A 15,556-nucleotide genomic window follows, 5' to 3' on the forward strand; every position below is an offset into this window, starting at 1 on the left:
TCTTCCTGCCCTGAGGCTTCGTCCGGTCCTTACGGATCTCGAAGTCCATCGCATCCCCTGAACTGGGGTGTTGCAACGACTCCTAGAACCCAAGGCCGCGGTTCAGGCCCTGGCGCGGCGGATGTCGATGTTGCCGTAGCGGGTGCGGGCGCGGACCTCGACGGTGTCCTCGCTCTGCTCGGGGGCGTCCTCGGCGGTGAGCGTGTTGCGGACCTGGCCGTGGCCGGAGCTGACGTCGAGCCAGGCGGCGGTGCCCTCGCGGACGCCGATCTCGATGGCGCCGTAGGAGGTCTCCAACTGGACGGCGCCGACCTGATGCAACGGGGGCGCCACCCTCGCCGGGCGGCGTGCGTCGGTGCGCTGGCGACCGATGAGTTTTCCCGCGCCGCGCAGTCGGACATGGTGGTCGGTGCGGCGGCCGCCGGTACGGCGGTCCGTGACCGTGCACCGGCCGGCAAGTAGGTAGGCAGGCAGCCGAACGGCACGAGGAACCGAAGGACTTCACATGCGCACTCTGATCAGCACCGCTTTCGTCTCCCTCGACGGCGTGGTGGAGGCGCCGGGCGGCGAGCCCGGTTACCGGAACTCCGGGTGGACCTTCAAGGAGGTCGAATTCCTCCCCGAGGCGTACGAGATCAAGGGCCGGGAGCAGAAGGAAGCCACGGCGATGCTGCTGGGCCGGGTCAGCTACGAGGCGTTCAGCCCGGTGTGGCCCGGCATGGAGGAGTTCGCCGACTACAAGGTGATGCCCAAGTACGTCGTGTCCACCACGCTCACCGAGGACGACCTGGTGCCGGACTGGGGCGAGACGACCATCCTGCGTTCACTGGAGGAGGTCGCCGCGCTGAAGGAGACCGAGGGCGGACCGGTCATCGTCCACGGCAGCGCCTCGCTGAACCGGTCCCTGTCGGACGCCGGCCTGATCGATCGCTACCACCTGCTCGTCTTCCCGCTCCTCCTCGGGGCGGGCAAGCGGCTGTTCAGCACCACGGACAAGGACGCCCAGAAGCTGCGGCTCGTCGAGCACGAGGTGTACGCCAACGGATTGCAGAAGCAGGTCTTCGACGTCGTCCGCTGACCCCGCCCCCGTCCTTCCCGGTCCTTCCCGGTTCTTGCGCGCCCGCCGGCCGTCCCGCGTCACGGGCCGCCCGGCGTGGGCGCGCAAGGACCGGAAGGGCCGGAAGGGCCGGAAGGGCCGGAAGGATCACCGTCGCGCCGGGCGGTGACGCGACGCGGTCACGACGGCGGCTCGGTTCCGGCCTGCTCGCTCACCATGTACCGCGCGTACCAGTCCGGCCAGTCGGGGTCCTCCGCGCCGATGCGCGCCTCGTGCTCGCCGTGCGCCGCCGAGGCCCGCCGCATGGCGCTCGCCAGGTCCTCCGCCGAGGCGAACGTGGTCGCCGACGGATCGACCCGCCCCGGCAGCCGCCTGGTGACCTCCTGGAGGTACCAGCCGTTCCCGTCCGGGTCGCGGAACGACAGGTAGGAGCCGTAGCTGCCGCGCCCCTCGTCCGGGCCGGGCACCCGCCCCTCGGCGCCGGCGTGGTGGAAGACACCGTTGACGTCGTGGAACACCTCGCTCGGGTCGGCGCCGTGCTGCTTCAGGTCCTCGTGGGCCGCCTCGATGTCGTCGACGACGAGATGCAGGCCCTGCGCCGCGCCCGGCGCCTCGTCGGTGATCGAACTGCCGAAGATGACCGAGGCCGGCGAGCCGGGCGGGGTCACCTGCACCACCCGCAGGTCCCCGTCGGAGGCGAAGTCCCCGTCGAGCCTCCAGCCCAGCCCCGTGTAGAAGTCCTTGGCCCGGTCGACGTCGGCCACCGGCACCACGACGACCTCGAGTTTCATGTCCATGGCTTTGCGCCTCCCGTCTCGGGGGGGATGGCGGCGCACGCATCGGCGGCGGGCCCGGCCCGGAGGGGCGGCACCCCGGGCGCCGGTCCGGCGCGCGTCGGGGTCCGTGTCGTCGCGCGCCCGGGGCGGCGGCGGTGGTGACGCCGGTGGGAACGAGCTGTGCCCGTCCAGCCTAGGCACGCCCGCCAGGGGCCGCACGCGGACGCCCCGGCGACGGGCCGGGCGGTGGTATCGACCAGTTCCGGACAGCCGGCCCGAGAACCCCACCTGGCGCACGGCCCGGGAGGCAGTGCGCCGCCACGCGCCGAGGTGGGCGTTCGACCCCGCACCTCTCCGCCGTCCCCTGGCTTGATTGAGGATGGTGCCACGCCGCTGATCAAGGCCAGACTTCGCACACCTTTCCACTCGCTTGGGGGAATCTTGACGAAGATCTGTTCGAGACGGCTTTCCTGCGCCGCGGGCGTCGTCGGCAGCGCCGCCGTGCTCGTCGTGGCAGCGGGCACCAGCGCCTTCGCGGCGTCGGGCTCGGCATCGGGCACGGGCGTGTCCGCCGGCGCCTCATGGTCCTGGAGCGGCTGCTGCACCATCAACAACATCAGCCAGAGCGTCAGCGACACCAAGGGGGACAGCCACGCCGTCTACACCTTCGTCCGCGTCTATACGGGTCTGAACCCCAACGGGGACGATGTCGCCACTCTGCGGGACGACCAGGGACACGGCAGTACCGTGACGCGCAGCGGGCGGTACTGGGAAGCCTCCAGCAACATCAACGGCGTCCGGGTGATCGCCTGCGTGGACGACGCGGGCAAAGACACCTGCTACAAGGGCTCGTACATCGACAACCCGAACACCTGAGCAAGGGCTGAACGCGGTTGCCCGGGCCCGGCCGGCGGGGTGAAAGCGACCTCGTCGACGAGCCCGGGCGGCCGCTCACCGCCTGCGCCCCCGCCGGCGCCCCCGCCGCGCCCCCCTCAACCGGCCGGTGGGGGCTCCTCGCCGAAGACCCAGGGGGCCAGTACGACCAGCCAGCCGTCCGGGTCCGCGAAGCAGACGGCCCCGCGGTCCGGCCAGTAGGGGTTCGCGGCGGGGACGGGGCTGTGCCCGTGAGCGGCGAGCCGCTGGGCGGCCACGGCGACGGCTTCGGGGCCGCGGAGGTAGAGCACCAGTTGGTTCTCCGGGTGCGGCTCGGGGATGCGGGGCGGGTCGCCGTGCTGGAGCAGTTCCATGTGCACCCCGGTCCCCGGCAGGCCCAGGACGATGCCGTCGTAGCCCTGGTGGCCGCGCCACCGGGCGAGGACCGGCAGGCCGAGGACGTCCCGGTAGAACTCCAGCACGTCGTCGTAGCGCGCGGTCGGCCGGGCGAAGCGGACCGCCCCCACGTCGAGATGGCTGGGCCAGGAGTGAGACATGGGTCCGATGGTGGCACGGGCCCGCCGGCCGCCGCATCGGACTCGGGATGTACGGCCGGGGACGTCCGACGTACGTCCTGGGACGTCTCCGTCGCGGCGGTGGGCAGGGACGCCTCGTCGGAGCCGGGGCCGGGCCGGCCGCGCGGCGCGCGGAAACGTCCGCGCCCGCGGGCGGGCGGGGTGCGGCGCGGCGGGACCGGTGGACGGGCGACGGACCGCGTATGGCGTTGGCGTATGGCGTATGGCGTACGCGGAATCGGCCGGGTGGCCGGGGCGCACCGGCCGGTCGGCGGGGTGGTGCCGGACGGTCGACGGATGTCACGGCCTGCGGCTTTGGCCGAACCTGGACGGATGAGTCACAAGGTGGCGTGTGCCGGAGACGGCCCCGGGGCCGCTCCGCTGCCCGTTCCGCCCGGCCGGCCGGGCGTCCGGCGCGGTCGCACGCCATCCGCGGTCGGCCCCGGGCGGGCCGAGAAGGAGGACGGTCTCATGACGATCCGCCTGACGTTCCTGTGTGCGCCCGGGGGTGCCGCCGCGTCGGCCCCCCTCGTCTGCGAGGCTCCGGGCAGGGAGCACGGCCTCCCGCTGGCGAGCATGACCCGGGCCGCGCTGCCCTCCCACGGGCCGGCGGTCCGGGCGCCCTCGATCCGCTGCGCGCAGACCGCTTCCGCGTTCGGTCTGGTGACGACGTCCGATCCCGCGCTGCGTGATCTCGACCTCGGCGCGTGGAGCTGCCGCACCATCGACGAGGTCGCCGCCTTCGACCCCGACGGGTTCACGGCGTGGCTCACGGACCCCGACGCCGCGCCGCACGGAGGCGAGTCCGTACGCGGGCTGTGCCGCCGTACGGCGGACTGGCTGCGCGGCCTGGCGCCCGGGCCGGACCACACCGTGGCCGTCACCGAGGCGGCCGTCGTACGGGCCGCGCTGATCCACGCCCTGGCCGTACCGGCGCGGGCCTTCTGGCACCTCGCCGTGCCGCCCCTGTCCACGGTGTCCCTCACCCGGCACAACGGCTGCTGGGACATCCGGGTCGGCTGCCTCACCCCGCGGCAGCGGCAGCGGTGGGTCCAGTCGCGCTCCGCGGCGCTCGCGCACCCGCGGCGGCCCGCACCGGCGACGGGCGCCGCCTCCCCGGTGCCGGCGGCCGGGGCGTACCCCTCGCAGTACCCGTGACCGCGCAGTACCCGTGACCGCGCGGTGACCGAGGCCGCCGGCGGCCCTCCGAACGGGGACCGTCCCCGGTGGGCACGGTCCCCCGGGGACCGTGCCGGGGCGCGGGCTCCCCGGACGTCAAAGGTCACTCGCGTACCTCGAAGCCGCCCCGGCCGTCGAACCGCACCTCGAGCACCCGGTCGAACCCGTCCGCCGGCGTTGGCCGGCGCAGCCGCCCGAGCGTCGCCAGGACACCGACGTCGGGGACCCGGTCCCGGCCCGGGCGGGCGGCGTTGCGCCGCAGCGAGGCCGGCACGTCCGGCGGGAACCAGTAGGCCGTCACCGCAGCGCCGTGGGCGCGGGCCGTCTCCAGCAGCGGCGCCCACTCCCGCGGGGACGGGTTGGTGTTGTCCACCGCCACCGGCCGCCCGGCCGCCAGGTGCTGCGCCACCAGCCGCATCTGCCGTCGCTGCTTGTTCCTGGCGCCTCTCGGGAACAGGTCCTTGCTCACCAGTGCGTACCGGTCCGACAGGCACCGTTCGTAGAAGGCCGTCTTGCCGGAGGCCTGCAGGCCGACGAGCACGGCCAGATCCGGTCCGGTCGCCATGGCTGCCACGATGCCACGCGGCCCGCGGCCGGGGCACCCCGGTGGTGCTCCTCGGGGAGCGGCGGGCGGGCGTACTCCTCAGCCGAGCCGGCGCCGCAGTTGCAGCGTGTACAGCAGGAACAGCGAGGGCGCGATGAGCGCCGCCGCGACACAGGAGACCACGACCAGCACCCAGAGGGTGGCCGTGGGGGCCGCCGCCTGCTGGATGGTCACATGGGTTCCGAGGATGTACGGGTACTGCGCGACGCCCCACCCGGCGAGGACGGCGGCGATGGCGGCGGCGGCCAGGGTGCGCACGACGGTGGTGCCGCCCCGGCGCAGCAGCGCGAGCGCGAGCAGGCCGCACACGCCGGACACGGCCAGCAGGGGCGCGCCCACGGTGCTCAGCCGTTCGAACAGCCGTGGCGAGTCCGCGCGCAGGACGAACACGCCCGCCAGCGCCACCACTCCGGCGACGACGGCGGCGCCGACGGCCCGGTCGCGGAAGGCCTTCTCCAGCGATTGCTCGCCGCGCAGCCGGGCCTGGCCGGCGAGGAACACGGCGGCGAGGTAGGAGCAGACCGTGACGGCGAGGACGCCGCCGAGGACGGAGGTCGGGTTCAGCCAGCTCGACAGGGGGTCGCCGTGCCCGTCCGCGGGGACGCGGCCGGAGGCGATGCCGCCCGCGACGGTGCCGAAGAAGAAGGGGGTGAGCACGGAGGAGCCGGCGAAGACCACACCGCTGAGCTGTTCCTGGCGGCCCCGCGTCAGCCCGTGGCGGAAGGCGAATCCGGCTCCCCTGGTGACGATGCCCAGGGCCGCCAGGCCCAGCGGGATGTAGAGCGTCGTGGTGAGGGCCGCGAACGCCTGGGGGAAACCGCTCCACAGGGTGACCAGACAGAAGATCAGCCAGGTGTGGTTGGCCTCCCACACCGGGCTGAGCGAGACGCTGATCAGCTCACGGAGGCGTTCCCCGCGTTCACGACCGCCGGCGGTCAGGTCCCAGAAGCCGGCGCCGTAGTCCGCGCCGCCGAAGAGGGCGTAGGCGATGACGCCGATGAAGAGGATCGCGGCGACCAGCGTGCTCATGCGTCACCGGCCTCCCCGGCGCCCTGGTGTCCCGCCGGCGCCGTGCGCGGACCGTAGGGCACTCCGACGACGTCGGCCGGGGCCTTGGACCAGCGGCGGCGCATGGCGCGCAGCACGAGGAGCGCGCCGGCGCCGACGCAGCCGTAGATGAGGAGGACGACGGCGAACAGCGGCCACAGGTTGCCCTGGGTCGCGACGGCGTCCCTGGTGAGCAGGACGCCCACGACGGTCCAGGGCTGGCGGCCGACCTCCGTCACCACCCAGCCGCTCTCCAGTGAGGCCAGCGCGACCAGTCCGGCCACCGAGGCGCCGCGCAGGAACCAGGGGTTGGTGGGCACCTCGCGCCGGCGCCACCACAGCCAGGCGAACCACAGGGCCAGCAGGAGCAGCAGCGTGGCGGTCCCCACCATCACGTCGAACGCGAGGTGCACGATGCTCACCACCGTGTCGTCGGGCCGTACGCCGGCGGGAATCTCGTTCAGGCCCTTGATGGTGGTGGAGGGGGTGAAACCGGCGAGGACGGAGGCGACGTCGGGGATGCCGATCCCGTAGCGCACCTGGCCGTCGACGAGGATGCCGCCGAGCGTCTCGGGGACATGGCTTCCGGTGTCCGGTACGAGTTCGATGGCGGCGAACTTCGCCGGTTCCCGGTCGAAGACCTGGCGGGCGATCGTGTCGCCGACCAGGAACTGCAGCGGCATGGCGATCGCCGCGACCGTGAAGGGGACGAGGAAGCCCAGCCGGTGGTAGCGGTCCCGCCGGCCCTTGAGCAGTCCCCAGGCGTACACGCCGGCGACCATGAAGCCGGCGACGATGTACGCCGCGAGGAGCATGTGGACCATCTCCCACCAGAAGGCGCCGTTGAAGAAGACCCGCGAGGGGATCACCTCGGCCACCCGTCCGTCGCGTACCGTGAAGCCGGCGGGCTGGTTCATCCAGCTGTTCGCGGCGATGACGGCCGCCGTCCCGCCGACGCCCGCCAGGGTGACCACGACCCCGGCGAAGAAGTGCGGCCACGGGGGGAGCCCCCGCCAGCCGTAGATGTAGATGGCCATGAAGATGGCCTCGAGGAAGAAGAACAGCCCCTCCACGGCGAAGGGGAAGCCGAAGGCGGCCCCGTACGGGCCCATGAGGCCGGGCCAGAGCAGGCCCAGCTCGAAGGTGAGCACGGTGCCGGAGACGGCCCCGACCGCGAACAGCACGGCGGCCACCTGCGACCACCGGCGCGCCAGCAGCAGGGCCTCGCCGTCGCCGCGCCGCAGGGCGCGGTAGTGGCAGATCAGCATCATGAAGGTGAAGGCGACGCCGAACGGCACCAGGATGATGTGGAAGCCCAGGGTGAAGGCCATCTGCTCCCGCGCCGGAAGGAGCTGCGGCGGGTCGGCGGCCGTCAGCAGGGCGGACATCGTCATACGGACGCTCGTTTCCGGCTCGGAAGGGAGCGGGCGGCTGACGCCGGCCTCACGTCACGCAGCACGGTAGTCAGCACGCGCGGAGGTGCCCGCGGTCCGGCGCCCGGCGGTCCCGTGGATCACTCCGCCGAGCCGTCCGCGAGCGCCATGTGGCCGAGCGCGGCCGAAGCGCCACCGGCGGAACGGAGCCGGCCGCGCACCACCGGGTCCCGCACCCTTCGAGCCGCTCCAGCCGTTCCAGCCGTTCCAGCCGCTGCTGTGCGACACGCGGTACGCCGTGTGCCCGGCCCCCATCGGCCTGCCGCCCCGGCCTGCCGCCGGCCGGGGCGGCGAGGCGATGGCCCGGCCCCGGGGGCGCGGCGCGTTTCAGTCCAGGGCGGCGAGCGCGGCGCGCAGCTCGTCGAACGCGTGGCGGGTCAGTGCGGTGAGCGAGTGGTGCCGCCCGGCCGGATCGGCCCACTGGCCGAAGGCCCGGTCGAAGGCGCGGACGCCGAGTTCGGCGGCGAGGCCCGCCGCCGGTTCCGCCACGCCGCGCTCGCGCAGCGCGTCCGTGAGGGCTTCGGCGAGTTTGAGGCGCTTCAGGGCCGAGCGCTCCCGCAGTTCGCTGTTGCCGGCGATGACCGGGAGGAGCCTGGCGGCGAAGGCGCGCCGGTCGTCGGTGAAGGTGTCCGTCACCGCGTCCAGGGCCGCGCGGACCGCCTCCAGCGGCGTGGCCGTCGGGGACGCGGCGGCGACGGCCTCGGCGAGGAGCCGGGTGTGCGTCTCCTGGCCCGCGAAGAGCACCTCCCGCTTGTCGGGGAAGTGCCGGAAGTACGTGGTCTTGGTCAGACCGGCCCGGTCGGCGATCTCGTGGACGGTGGTGGCGTCGTAGCCCTGTTCGGTGAACAGGTCGAGTGCGGCGCTCACCAGGCGTTCCCGCGCGTTCGGTTCCCATCGGGCCATGGCCCACAGCATAGGTGATGTGACTTGGTACCGTCACATCGGCTACGGTGACGGTACCAAGTCACATCACTGGGGGGCCGCCCTGCGGAGCGCCCCCGTTTTCGAGGAGAGACACCATGCGTGTGTTCGTCACCGGCGCGAGCGGCCACATCGGGTCGGCCGTGGTGCCCGAACTGATCGAGGCGGGCCACGAGGTCGTCGGCCTGGCACGGTCCGACGCCTCGGCCGCCGCCGTCGAGGCCATGGGCGCCGAGGTGCGCCGCGGCGGCCTGCACGACCTGGACGGCCTGTGCCGCGCCGCGTCCGGCGCGGACGCGGTCGTCCACCTCGCCTTCGACCACGACGCCATGGCCGCCGGGAGGTTCGCCGACGCGGTCGCGGCGGACCTCACCGTGGTGCGGGCCCTCGGCGACACACTGGCCGGTACCGGCAAGACCCTCATGGGCATCGGCCTGACACGCACCGGCGATCCGGCGCGGGACGCGGCGATCGACGCCAACCCCCGCTCGGCCGTGGCCCGCGAGATCGCCGGACTGGCCGAACGCGGCGTGCGCACCGTGCTCGTCGCGGTCCCGCCGGTGACCCACAGCGGCCGGGACAGGATCGGGTTCGTCCCGACCCTGATCAGGATCGCCCGTGAGACGGGCGTGTCGGCGTACGTCGGCGACGGCGCCAACCGCTGGCCCGCCGTCCACACCCTCGACCTCGGCCGCCTCTACCGGCTGGCGCTGGAGAAGGCCCCGGCCGGCTCGCTGGTGCACGGCGCGGCGGAGGAGGGCATCACGGTGCGCGAGCTGGCGCGGACCATCGGCCGGCGCCTGGACGTGCCCGCCCGGAGCATCACGGCCGAGCAGGCCGCCACGCACTTCTCGGCCTTCCCGTTCATCACGCTGGATCTGGCGATGCCCACCGCGGACGACGCCCGGCGGCTGCTGGGCTGGGAGCCCGTCCAGCCCGGCCTGCTCGCCGACCTGGAGGAGGGCCACTACTTCGCCGCCGCCTGACACGCCGGCCGCGGGGAGCGAGGGGGCCGGCTCCGTGTGGGTCCCAGGACTCGTCATGCAAGTCGCTACTTGCCTATGGTGGTCCGGTGGCGGAAGATGTCTTCAAGGCGCTGGCCGACCCCACCCGGCGGCGCATCCTCGACGAGCTGGTGGAACGGGACGGCCAGTCCCTGTTCGAGATCTGCGCCCGGCTCGCGGCCAAGCACGGTCTGGGACTGTCACGGCAGGCCGTCAGCCAGCACCTCGCCGTGCTGGAGGCCGCGGGCCTGGTCCGCACCCGGCGCGAGGGCCGCTACAAGTTCCACGACCTCCACACCGAACCGCTCGAGCGCGTCATGACCCGCTGGCTCAGGTCCGACGCGCCGGAGGGAGACTCATGAGGATCAATCTGGCCGCCGTCTTCGTCGACGATCAGGACAAAGCCCTGCGCTTCTACACCGAGGTCCTGGGTTTCGCGAAGAAGACCGAGGTCCCGCTCGGTGAGCACCGCTGGCTGACCGTGGTCTCCCCCGAGGACCCGGACGGCACCGAGCTGGTGCTGGAGCCCGACGACCATCCCGCCGTCAAGCCGTTCAGGTCCGCACTGGCCGCGGACGGCATTCCGGCCACCTCCTTCGCCGTGGACGACGTGCGCGCCGAGTACGGGCGGCTGCGCGAGCTGGGGGTGCGGTTCACGCAGGAGCCGGTGGACCTCGGCCCCGTCGTCACCGCGGTGCTGGACGACACCTGCGGCAACCTGATCCAGATCGCCCAGTACAAATAGGCGGCGCGTCCGGTGGGCGAGGCATCCGGCGCGCGCGTGCGGACCCGAGCGGCTCCGCGCGCCCCGGTCCGCACGCGCCGCTCCGCGCGGCACGGCCGGTACGCCGGCGAGCACGCCGGGCCGCGCCGGCCCACCCGCTGTGCGCGGCACGGGGCGGACGCGAGGGGACCGGACGGGTCGTCAGCGGGGTCTGCCCTCCGCGGGTCTGCCCATGCAGGGCGCGAGCAGGCGCCGGTAGCCGGTGGAGGGGGACAGGCCGGGTTCGCGGCGCGGTCGGAGCCGGTAGGCGTCGACGTGCCGCAGCGCCTCCTCGTCGTCCGCGCGTGACCGGCCTGACGGCCTCGCCCCCTGACGGGCGGGGAAGCGCCGGGGTTGCCCCGGCTCCCGCGGAGGTACTCGTAGCCGGTCGCAGACGTCGTCGTCGCAGACGTCGTCGAGGAGGCCGTGATGGATCACTCCCGGGTCCCGGTGCTGGAGGCGTTGCAGGAATTCCGGCGGCGCGGGGACGCCGTCTACGGGCCGCCCCGCCACAGACAGGGGCTGGGGGCCGATCCGCGGGTCGCCGTGCGTGGCGGCCTGGATGCTCGTCCCCGACGCCGCCGACCCGACCCTGGAGACCTTGCGGGTGACGGCTCGCTGAGGCGCGTGCCGCCGGCCCTCAGGCCGGTGGCGTGAGGGTTCCGGTGTCCCAGTCCAGGCGCAGCACGGCGAGGTCGTCGGTGTGCCGGTCGGCGTTGAGGGTGCGGGTGCGGGCGATCAGCTGGTCGAGATGGCCGCCGGGGTCGCGTTCGCCGATGTCCTCGATGATGCGCAGCAGTCCGTCCACGCCCAGCCGGGAGGCGCTGCTGCCGGCGAAGCCCTCGATCAGCCCGTCGGTGTAGGCGACGAGCGCGCCGCGGGCGGGCAGGGCGAGGGTGGTGGCGGGCCATTTGCCCAGCCCGGGGACGATGCCCAGGGCGATGCCGTGGGCCGCGGCGACCTCCCGGGCGCCGTCGGGGGTGACGAGGAGGGGCGGGTGGTGGCCCGCCAGGTGCAGGGTCACGGTGCCGGCCCGAGGGTCCAGGGTGATGAGCGTGCAGGTGGTGAACAGGTCGCTGCCGGTGCGTTCGGCGATGTGTATCCGCTCCAGCAGGTGCAGCAGGCGCTGGTCGCGGTGGCCGCCCAGGGTCAGGGCGCGCCAGGCGATGCGCAGGCAGACGCCGAGCGCGGCGGCGTCCGGGCCGTGGCCGCTGACGTCGCCGATGACGGCGTGGACCTGACCGTCGTCGGTCTGCACCACGTCGAGGAAGTCGCCGCCCAGCAGCGCCTGGGCCCGGCCGGGGTAGTAGCGGCTGGAGGCGCTGACGGCGGCGGAGGACAGCAGGGGCTCGGGCAGCAGCCCGCGTTCCAGGCGGGCGTTCTCCTGGGCGCGCAGACGGCCGATCTGCAGCGCGGCGTTGGCCCGCTCGGCCTGCTTGCGCTGGACGGCGTAGCGTACGGCGCGCTGCATCAGGTCGGGTTCGACCTTGCCCTTGATGAGGTAGTCCTGGGCGCCGGCCGCCAGGGCGTCCACGCCCGCGCGGGGTTCGTCGAGTCCGGTCAGGACGATGATGGCGGCCTCGGTGCCGGTCTGGATCGCGTGGACGGTGTCCACGCCGGACGCGTCCGGCAGATGCAGGTCCAGCAGTACGCAGTCGACGGGGTCGGCCGCCAGTGCCCGGCGTGCCTCGGCGGCCGTGCGGCAGCGCTCCAGGGTGTGCGGCAGGCCGGTGTCGTAGAGGAGTTCCTCGACGAGGAGGGCGTCCCCGTCGTCGTCCTCCACCAGAAGGAGGGTGAACCGCTCCGAGCGGGCCACGGCCTGGTCGGTCACGGCTGCGTCCTTCCCTCCGCCGCCGCGTCGGGTGTGGCGCTCGCCCGCGGGAGGGTGAAGACGACGCGGGTGCCCGGCTCGTGTCCGGGGTCGATGCCGATCGTGCCGCCGTGGAACTCCACGACCTTCTTGCACATCGCGAGGCCGATGCCCGTGCCGGGATAGGCGTCCTTGGTGTGCAGCCGCTGGAAGAGGATGAAGACCTTCTCCTGGAACTCGGGTGCGATGCCGATGCCGTTGTCGCTGACCGCGAACTCCCAGGCGTCGCCCTGGTCGGTGACGTCGACGCGGATGCGCGGCGGGCGGTCGGGACTGCGGAACTTGATGGCGTTCGACAGCAGGTTCTGCCAGAGCATGCCCAGTTGGGTGGTGTCGCCGACCACGGTGGGCAGGGTGTCGTGGGTGATCTCGGCGCCGCTCTCCTCGACGGCCACGCTGAGGTTGTCGAGGGTGCTCTCCAGCACCGTCTCCAGGTCGACGGTGCGGTGGTCGTTGTGCACGCGGCCGACCCGGGAGAAGGCGAGCAGGTCGTTGATGAGGACCTGCATGCGGTTGGCGCCGTCGACGGCGAAGGCGATGTACTGGTCCGCCCTGTCGTCCAGCCGGCCCCCGTAGCGCCGTTGCAGGAGCTGGGTGAAGCTGGAGACCTTGCGCAGGGGTTCCTGCAGGTCGTGCGAGGCGACGTAGGCGAACTGCTCCAGTTCGGTGTTGGACCGCCGCAGGTCCTCCGCCTGCTCGTCGAGCAGCCGGCGCGAGGTCTCGCTGAACTCCAGCTCCCGGACCAGCCGTTGGCGCATGGAGTCCACGTCCGAGGACAGCCGGCGCAGGTCCGCGGGTCCGGCGCCGACGAGGGAGCGGTCGAAGCGGCCCTGGGCGACGTCGCGGGCGGCGGAGCCGAGGGTGCTGAGCGGGCCGGTGATGCCGCGGCGCAGGCCCTCGAAGACGAGTGCCGCCACCAGGAGGATCACCAGGGCGATGACGGCGAACATCCAGTTGCGCAGGGTGGTGGCCTGCCGCAGGTCCCGCGTGGCCGCCGCCCGCCGGTCCTGCAGATGGGACTGCTGGCGGGTCAGGGCGCGCCGCAGCGCGTCGAACGTGGCCTTCCCCTCGGCCGCGCGCTGTGTGGCGAGCCGTCTGGCCTCCTCGACGGAGGCGCCCGAGATGGGCCCGGCTATGCGCTGCCGCCAGGCGCCGGCCAGTTCCTCCACGTCGGCGAGGTCGGCGCGGGCCCGTTCGTCGCCCGCGACCAGGGGGCGCAGGCGCCGGACGGCGGCCCGCTCGTCGGCCGCGCCCTGGGCGTAGGGCTGGAGGAACTCCGCGTTGCCGGACAGCCCGTAACCACGGATGCCGGTCTCCTCGTTGACGAGGGCCTCCTCCACGCGGATGGCGTCGATGAGGGCGGGCGAGCGCCGGTGGACCAGTTCGTCCGTGATCTGAGACGTACGCCACATCGCCCAGCCTCCGAGTGAGCCCAGCACGGCCAGGACCACCAGGGTGGAGGCGACGCCCGCGCGCAGCCAGCGCCGGGTGGTCCACCCGGCGAACACGCCCCCGGTGCCGGACGGCTTGGTCTTCATCTCGGTCTGCATCTTTCCCTCGGCGGTCGCGGCCACGGTGGCGGTGCGGCCACCACACTGTACCCAGCGGCCGACAACGCATGTTGTCCCCGTTCCGATCAACGCCGTAGGGTGGTGGCATGCCTGGTCCGCCCCCCACTCCTCGTCCGTCCGGCGAGACGACCGAGCTCGTGACCCTGATGGTGGACGAGCTCGCCCGGCGGCTGGCCCCGGAGGCCGTCCGGGCGGCCGCGGAAGTGCCCGACCCGCCCGGCGACGCCCGCCGCCGGGCCCTGGCACGGCTGCAGGTCCTCGTCGGGATCAAGCAGGCCGTGCGGCACCTGGAGGACCAGGCGGCCCGCGCGGCGGCCGCCGACGGCGCGGGTTATCCCGAGATCGGCCGGGCCGCGAGCATGAGCCGCCAGGGAGCCCGGCGCCGCTGGCCCGGGCTCATCACCAACAGCACACCACGCCCCCCTTACCGACCCACACCCCGGAGCTCGTGAATCATGGCTGCCGCCGCAACCCGCCCCTACGACGTGCTGCTGGTCGAAGACGACATGGCCGACGCGATGCTCATCCAGGACGCCCTCGCCGAGCGAGGAGCGCGCAACCTGACCCAGGTCCCCGACGGCATAGCGGCCCTGGACTATCTGCGCGACCCGGCCAACGAGCGCCCCGACCTGATCGTGCTCGACCTCAACATGCCGCGGATGAACGGGCGGGAGTTCCTCGCCGTGGTCAAGGAGGACGCCGACCTGCGCACCATCCCGGTCGTCGTGCTGACCACGTCCGCCGCCCCCGACGACGTCTCGGGCGCCTACCGCCACCACGCCAACGCCTATGTCACCAAGCCGGTGAACCTGGAGGAGTTCGAGGCGGCGGTGCGCAGCATCGACTCGTTCTACCTGGACATCGCGGTCAAGCCGCCGAAGTCGTAAGGCGCAGGAGTGGCCGGGCCGGCCCGCCGTTTCCCCGCCGCAGGCGGAGAGGGGGAGGCGGCGGGCTCACCGTCCGTCCATCGGGATGCGGGCGGTCACCCGCTTGCCGGCACCCTCCCGGCGCACCACGAGTTCGTCCGCCACGGCCCGCACGATCTCGAGGCCGTGCTGGCCGACGCGCTGCGGGTCGGCGGCTCTCGGGGCCGGCAGGACGGGGCTGCTGTCCCACACCCCGATCCTCACCGCGCCGCCCACGATGCCCAGTTCCATCAGGATGGGGCCGGGAGCGTACTTGCGGGCGTTGGTGACCAGTTCGCTCACGACGAGCTGGGTGAGGCCGACGACACGTTCGGGGGCCGGGAGCCCCTCCTCGGTCCGGATCCGGGTGAGGAAGTTCGCGGCGAGGCGACGGGCCTCGGCTATGCAGCCGCCCTCGCCGTCCAGCGTCACGGCCATGCCGGACTGGTCGGCCACGCGACCGGTTCCAGACTCACCAAGCGGCTCCGGGTTCATCAGTCGGCCTCTCCCACCCCTTCCTCGACCACCCTCTTGGCCAGCCAGGGCTCGCTGGCACGGGACACGCACCGGCACAGGGCCGTCCGTGCGCCCCTTCACCAGCCATAGCATACGGCGCGGCCCTCACCGGCCCGTGGGCGGCCGTGGGCGGCCGGTGCGGCGCGAGGAGTTCCGGAACGGTCAGCTCGTCGCCGATCAGTCCGAGCATGGCCAGGTGGAGCAGCACGACCCGGGTGCGGTCGCCGGACAGTCCGTGGCCGAGGTGGAAGCCGGCGTCGGCGTCGAGCTGGGCGGCGAGGAAGCGGCTGAGCTCGGTGTGGAGTTCGGGCCGGCGGGTGGCCTCCAGACGCACCTACGCGAGGAGATTACGGGCACGCGCGGCACCGTCGCCGCCGCGGCGACCCCAGCGACGGGGCCGGGGGTGGCCCGGGACGTCCTCCGCGCGGTGGCTTCCACCGGCGCATTGGCTCCCTTCTGACG

18 protein-coding genes and 1 pseudogene are annotated in these 15,556 nt (G+C 73.5%); 8 read left to right on the top strand and 11 right to left on the bottom strand.

Annotated elements, in window-relative coordinates; all coding sequences use genetic code 11:
- Positions 1-102: 102 nt before the first annotated feature.
- Positions 103-309, bottom strand: a pseudogene (locus tag ACI2LW_RS23515) (hypothetical protein); the annotation flags it as partial.
- 196 nt (positions 310-505) lie between these two features.
- Here ACI2LW_RS23515 and ACI2LW_RS23520 point away from each other — a divergent pair.
- On the top strand, positions 506-1,078 hold the full coding sequence (locus ACI2LW_RS23520; protein WP_404733188.1) for a dihydrofolate reductase family protein: 573 nt from the start codon (positions 506-508) through the stop codon (positions 1,076-1,078).
- 158 nt (positions 1,079-1,236) lie between these two features.
- Here the strand turns inward: ACI2LW_RS23520 and ACI2LW_RS23525 are convergent, their stop codons facing one another.
- Positions 1,237-1,854 carry a VOC family protein gene (locus tag ACI2LW_RS23525; protein ID WP_404733189.1) on the bottom strand — a complete coding sequence of 206 codons (618 nt, stop codon included), beginning with the start codon at positions 1,852-1,854 and terminating at the stop codon, positions 1,237-1,239.
- Between the two features lie 420 nt (positions 1,855-2,274).
- Here ACI2LW_RS23525 and ACI2LW_RS23530 point away from each other — a divergent pair, with 420 nt between their 5' ends.
- A complete protein-coding gene (locus ACI2LW_RS23530; protein ID WP_404733190.1) occupies positions 2,275-2,709 on the top strand; it encodes a hypothetical protein in 435 nt (144 codons plus the stop codon).
- Between the two features lie 116 nt (positions 2,710-2,825).
- Here the strand turns inward: ACI2LW_RS23530 and ACI2LW_RS23535 are convergent, their stop codons facing one another.
- Positions 2,826-3,263 carry a VOC family protein gene (locus ACI2LW_RS23535; protein ID WP_404733191.1) on the bottom strand — a complete coding sequence of 146 codons (438 nt, stop codon included), beginning with the start codon at positions 3,261-3,263 and terminating at the stop codon, positions 2,826-2,828.
- A gap of 489 nt (positions 3,264-3,752) precedes the next feature.
- Between ACI2LW_RS23535 and ACI2LW_RS23540 the strand changes: the two genes are divergently transcribed.
- Positions 3,753-4,439: a histidine phosphatase family protein gene (locus ACI2LW_RS23540; RefSeq protein ID WP_404733192.1), complete on the top strand. Its 687-nt coding sequence runs from the start codon at positions 3,753-3,755 to the stop codon at positions 4,437-4,439.
- Between the two features lie 124 nt (positions 4,440-4,563).
- Here the strand turns inward: ACI2LW_RS23540 and ACI2LW_RS23545 are convergent, their stop codons facing one another.
- The 4 genes from ACI2LW_RS23545 to ACI2LW_RS23560 all read right to left on the bottom strand — a co-directional run bounded on the left by ACI2LW_RS23545 (position 4,564) and on the right by ACI2LW_RS23560 (position 8,447).
- The gene (locus ACI2LW_RS23545) at positions 4,564-5,025 is read right to left on the bottom strand and encodes an AAA family ATPase (RefSeq protein ID WP_404733193.1); all 462 of its coding nucleotides are present in this window, start codon (positions 5,023-5,025) and stop codon (positions 4,564-4,566) included.
- A 78-nt stretch (positions 5,026-5,103) separates the two neighbouring features.
- The gene (locus ACI2LW_RS23550; RefSeq protein ID WP_404733194.1) at positions 5,104-6,093 is read right to left on the bottom strand and encodes a cytochrome d ubiquinol oxidase subunit II; all 990 of its coding nucleotides are present in this window, start codon (positions 6,091-6,093) and stop codon (positions 5,104-5,106) included.
- On the bottom strand, positions 6,090-7,505 hold the full coding sequence (locus tag ACI2LW_RS23555) for a cytochrome ubiquinol oxidase subunit I (protein WP_404733195.1): 1,416 nt from the start codon (positions 7,503-7,505) through the stop codon (positions 6,090-6,092). Before ACI2LW_RS23555 ends, ACI2LW_RS23550 begins: the two co-directional genes overlap by 4 nt.
- Before the next feature lie 366 nt (positions 7,506-7,871).
- Positions 7,872-8,447, bottom strand: coding sequence for a TetR/AcrR family transcriptional regulator (locus ACI2LW_RS23560; protein WP_404733196.1), 576 nt, complete (start codon positions 8,445-8,447; stop codon positions 7,872-7,874).
- A gap of 116 nt (positions 8,448-8,563) precedes the next feature.
- Between ACI2LW_RS23560 and ACI2LW_RS23565 the strand changes: the two genes are divergently transcribed.
- From ACI2LW_RS23565 to ACI2LW_RS23575, 3 genes are all read left to right on the top strand, one after another.
- On the top strand, positions 8,564-9,451 hold the full coding sequence (locus ACI2LW_RS23565) for an SDR family oxidoreductase (RefSeq protein ID WP_404733197.1): 888 nt from the start codon (positions 8,564-8,566) through the stop codon (positions 9,449-9,451).
- Between the two features lie 86 nt (positions 9,452-9,537).
- Positions 9,538-9,831: an ArsR/SmtB family transcription factor gene (locus tag ACI2LW_RS23570; RefSeq protein ID WP_404733198.1), complete on the top strand. Its 294-nt coding sequence runs from the start codon at positions 9,538-9,540 to the stop codon at positions 9,829-9,831.
- Positions 9,828-10,214: a VOC family protein gene (locus tag ACI2LW_RS23575; RefSeq protein WP_404733199.1), complete on the top strand. Its 387-nt coding sequence runs from the start codon at positions 9,828-9,830 to the stop codon at positions 10,212-10,214. The genes ACI2LW_RS23570 and ACI2LW_RS23575 overlap by 4 nt, the downstream gene beginning before the upstream one ends.
- A 658-nt stretch (positions 10,215-10,872) precedes the next feature.
- Here ACI2LW_RS23575 and ACI2LW_RS23580 read toward each other — a convergent pair.
- On the bottom strand, positions 10,873-12,063 hold the full coding sequence (locus tag ACI2LW_RS23580; protein WP_404733200.1) for a PP2C family protein-serine/threonine phosphatase: 1,191 nt from the start codon (positions 12,061-12,063) through the stop codon (positions 10,873-10,875).
- Positions 12,060-13,640: an ATP-binding protein gene (locus ACI2LW_RS23585; RefSeq protein WP_404733313.1), complete on the bottom strand. Its 1,581-nt coding sequence runs from the start codon at positions 13,638-13,640 to the stop codon at positions 12,060-12,062. The genes ACI2LW_RS23580 and ACI2LW_RS23585 overlap by 4 nt, the downstream gene beginning before the upstream one ends.
- A 119-nt stretch (positions 13,641-13,759) precedes the next feature.
- Here ACI2LW_RS23585 and ACI2LW_RS23590 point away from each other — a divergent pair, with 119 nt between their 5' ends.
- Together ACI2LW_RS23590 and ACI2LW_RS23595 are read left to right on the top strand one after the other, a co-directional pair.
- Positions 13,760-14,125: a hypothetical protein gene (locus tag ACI2LW_RS23590; protein ID WP_404733201.1), complete on the top strand. Its 366-nt coding sequence runs from the start codon at positions 13,760-13,762 to the stop codon at positions 14,123-14,125.
- Between the two features lie 3 nt (positions 14,126-14,128).
- Positions 14,129-14,560, top strand: coding sequence for a response regulator (locus tag ACI2LW_RS23595; protein WP_404733202.1), 432 nt, complete (start codon positions 14,129-14,131; stop codon positions 14,558-14,560).
- A 66-nt stretch (positions 14,561-14,626) separates the two neighbouring features.
- Here ACI2LW_RS23595 and ACI2LW_RS23600 read toward each other — a convergent pair whose 3' ends face one another.
- Together ACI2LW_RS23600 and ACI2LW_RS23605 are read right to left on the bottom strand one after the other, a co-directional pair.
- On the bottom strand, positions 14,627-15,073 hold the full coding sequence (locus ACI2LW_RS23600; RefSeq protein WP_404733203.1) for an ATP-binding protein: 447 nt from the start codon (positions 15,071-15,073) through the stop codon (positions 14,627-14,629).
- Positions 15,051-15,428: a hypothetical protein gene (locus ACI2LW_RS23605; RefSeq protein ID WP_404733204.1), complete on the bottom strand. Its 378-nt coding sequence runs from the start codon at positions 15,426-15,428 to the stop codon at positions 15,051-15,053. Before ACI2LW_RS23605 ends, ACI2LW_RS23600 begins: the two co-directional genes overlap by 23 nt.
- Positions 15,429-15,556: the final 128 nt, after the last annotated feature.

Origin of the sequence: Streptomyces sp. NPDC004065, from assembly GCF_044903565.1 — a bacterium.
GTDB lineage: Bacteria > Actinomycetota > Actinomycetes > Streptomycetales > Streptomycetaceae > Streptomyces.

Coding starts and splice junctions, on each gene's coding strand:
- ACI2LW_RS23590 (WP_404733201.1), top strand. CDS start 13,760: ATGCCTGGTCCGCCCCCCACTCCTCGTCCGTCCGGCGAGACGACCGAG.
- ACI2LW_RS23525 (WP_404733189.1), bottom strand. CDS start 1,854: ATGGACATGAAACTCGAGGTCGTCGTGGTGCCGGTGGCCGACGTCGAC.
- ACI2LW_RS23575 (WP_404733199.1), top strand. CDS start 9,828: ATGAGGATCAATCTGGCCGCCGTCTTCGTCGACGATCAGGACAAAGCC.
- ACI2LW_RS23550 (WP_404733194.1), bottom strand. CDS start 6,093: ATGAGCACGCTGGTCGCCGCGATCCTCTTCATCGGCGTCATCGCCTAC.
- ACI2LW_RS23585 (WP_404733313.1), bottom strand. CDS start 13,640: ATGAAGACCAAGCCGTCCGGCACCGGGGGCGTGTTCGCCGGGTGGACC.
- ACI2LW_RS23555 (WP_404733195.1), bottom strand. CDS start 7,505: ATGACGATGTCCGCCCTGCTGACGGCCGCCGACCCGCCGCAGCTCCTT.
- ACI2LW_RS23535 (WP_404733191.1), bottom strand. CDS start 3,263: ATGTCTCACTCCTGGCCCAGCCATCTCGACGTGGGGGCGGTCCGCTTC.
- ACI2LW_RS23600 (WP_404733203.1), bottom strand. CDS start 15,073: ATGAACCCGGAGCCGCTTGGTGAGTCTGGAACCGGTCGCGTGGCCGAC.
- ACI2LW_RS23565 (WP_404733197.1), top strand. CDS start 8,564: ATGCGTGTGTTCGTCACCGGCGCGAGCGGCCACATCGGGTCGGCCGTG.
- ACI2LW_RS23520 (WP_404733188.1), top strand. CDS start 506: ATGCGCACTCTGATCAGCACCGCTTTCGTCTCCCTCGACGGCGTGGTG.
- ACI2LW_RS23540 (WP_404733192.1), top strand. CDS start 3,753: ATGACGATCCGCCTGACGTTCCTGTGTGCGCCCGGGGGTGCCGCCGCG.
- ACI2LW_RS23595 (WP_404733202.1), top strand. CDS start 14,129: ATGGCTGCCGCCGCAACCCGCCCCTACGACGTGCTGCTGGTCGAAGAC.
- ACI2LW_RS23560 (WP_404733196.1), bottom strand. CDS start 8,447: ATGGCCCGATGGGAACCGAACGCGCGGGAACGCCTGGTGAGCGCCGCA.
- ACI2LW_RS23545 (WP_404733193.1), bottom strand. CDS start 5,025: ATGGCGACCGGACCGGATCTGGCCGTGCTCGTCGGCCTGCAGGCCTCC.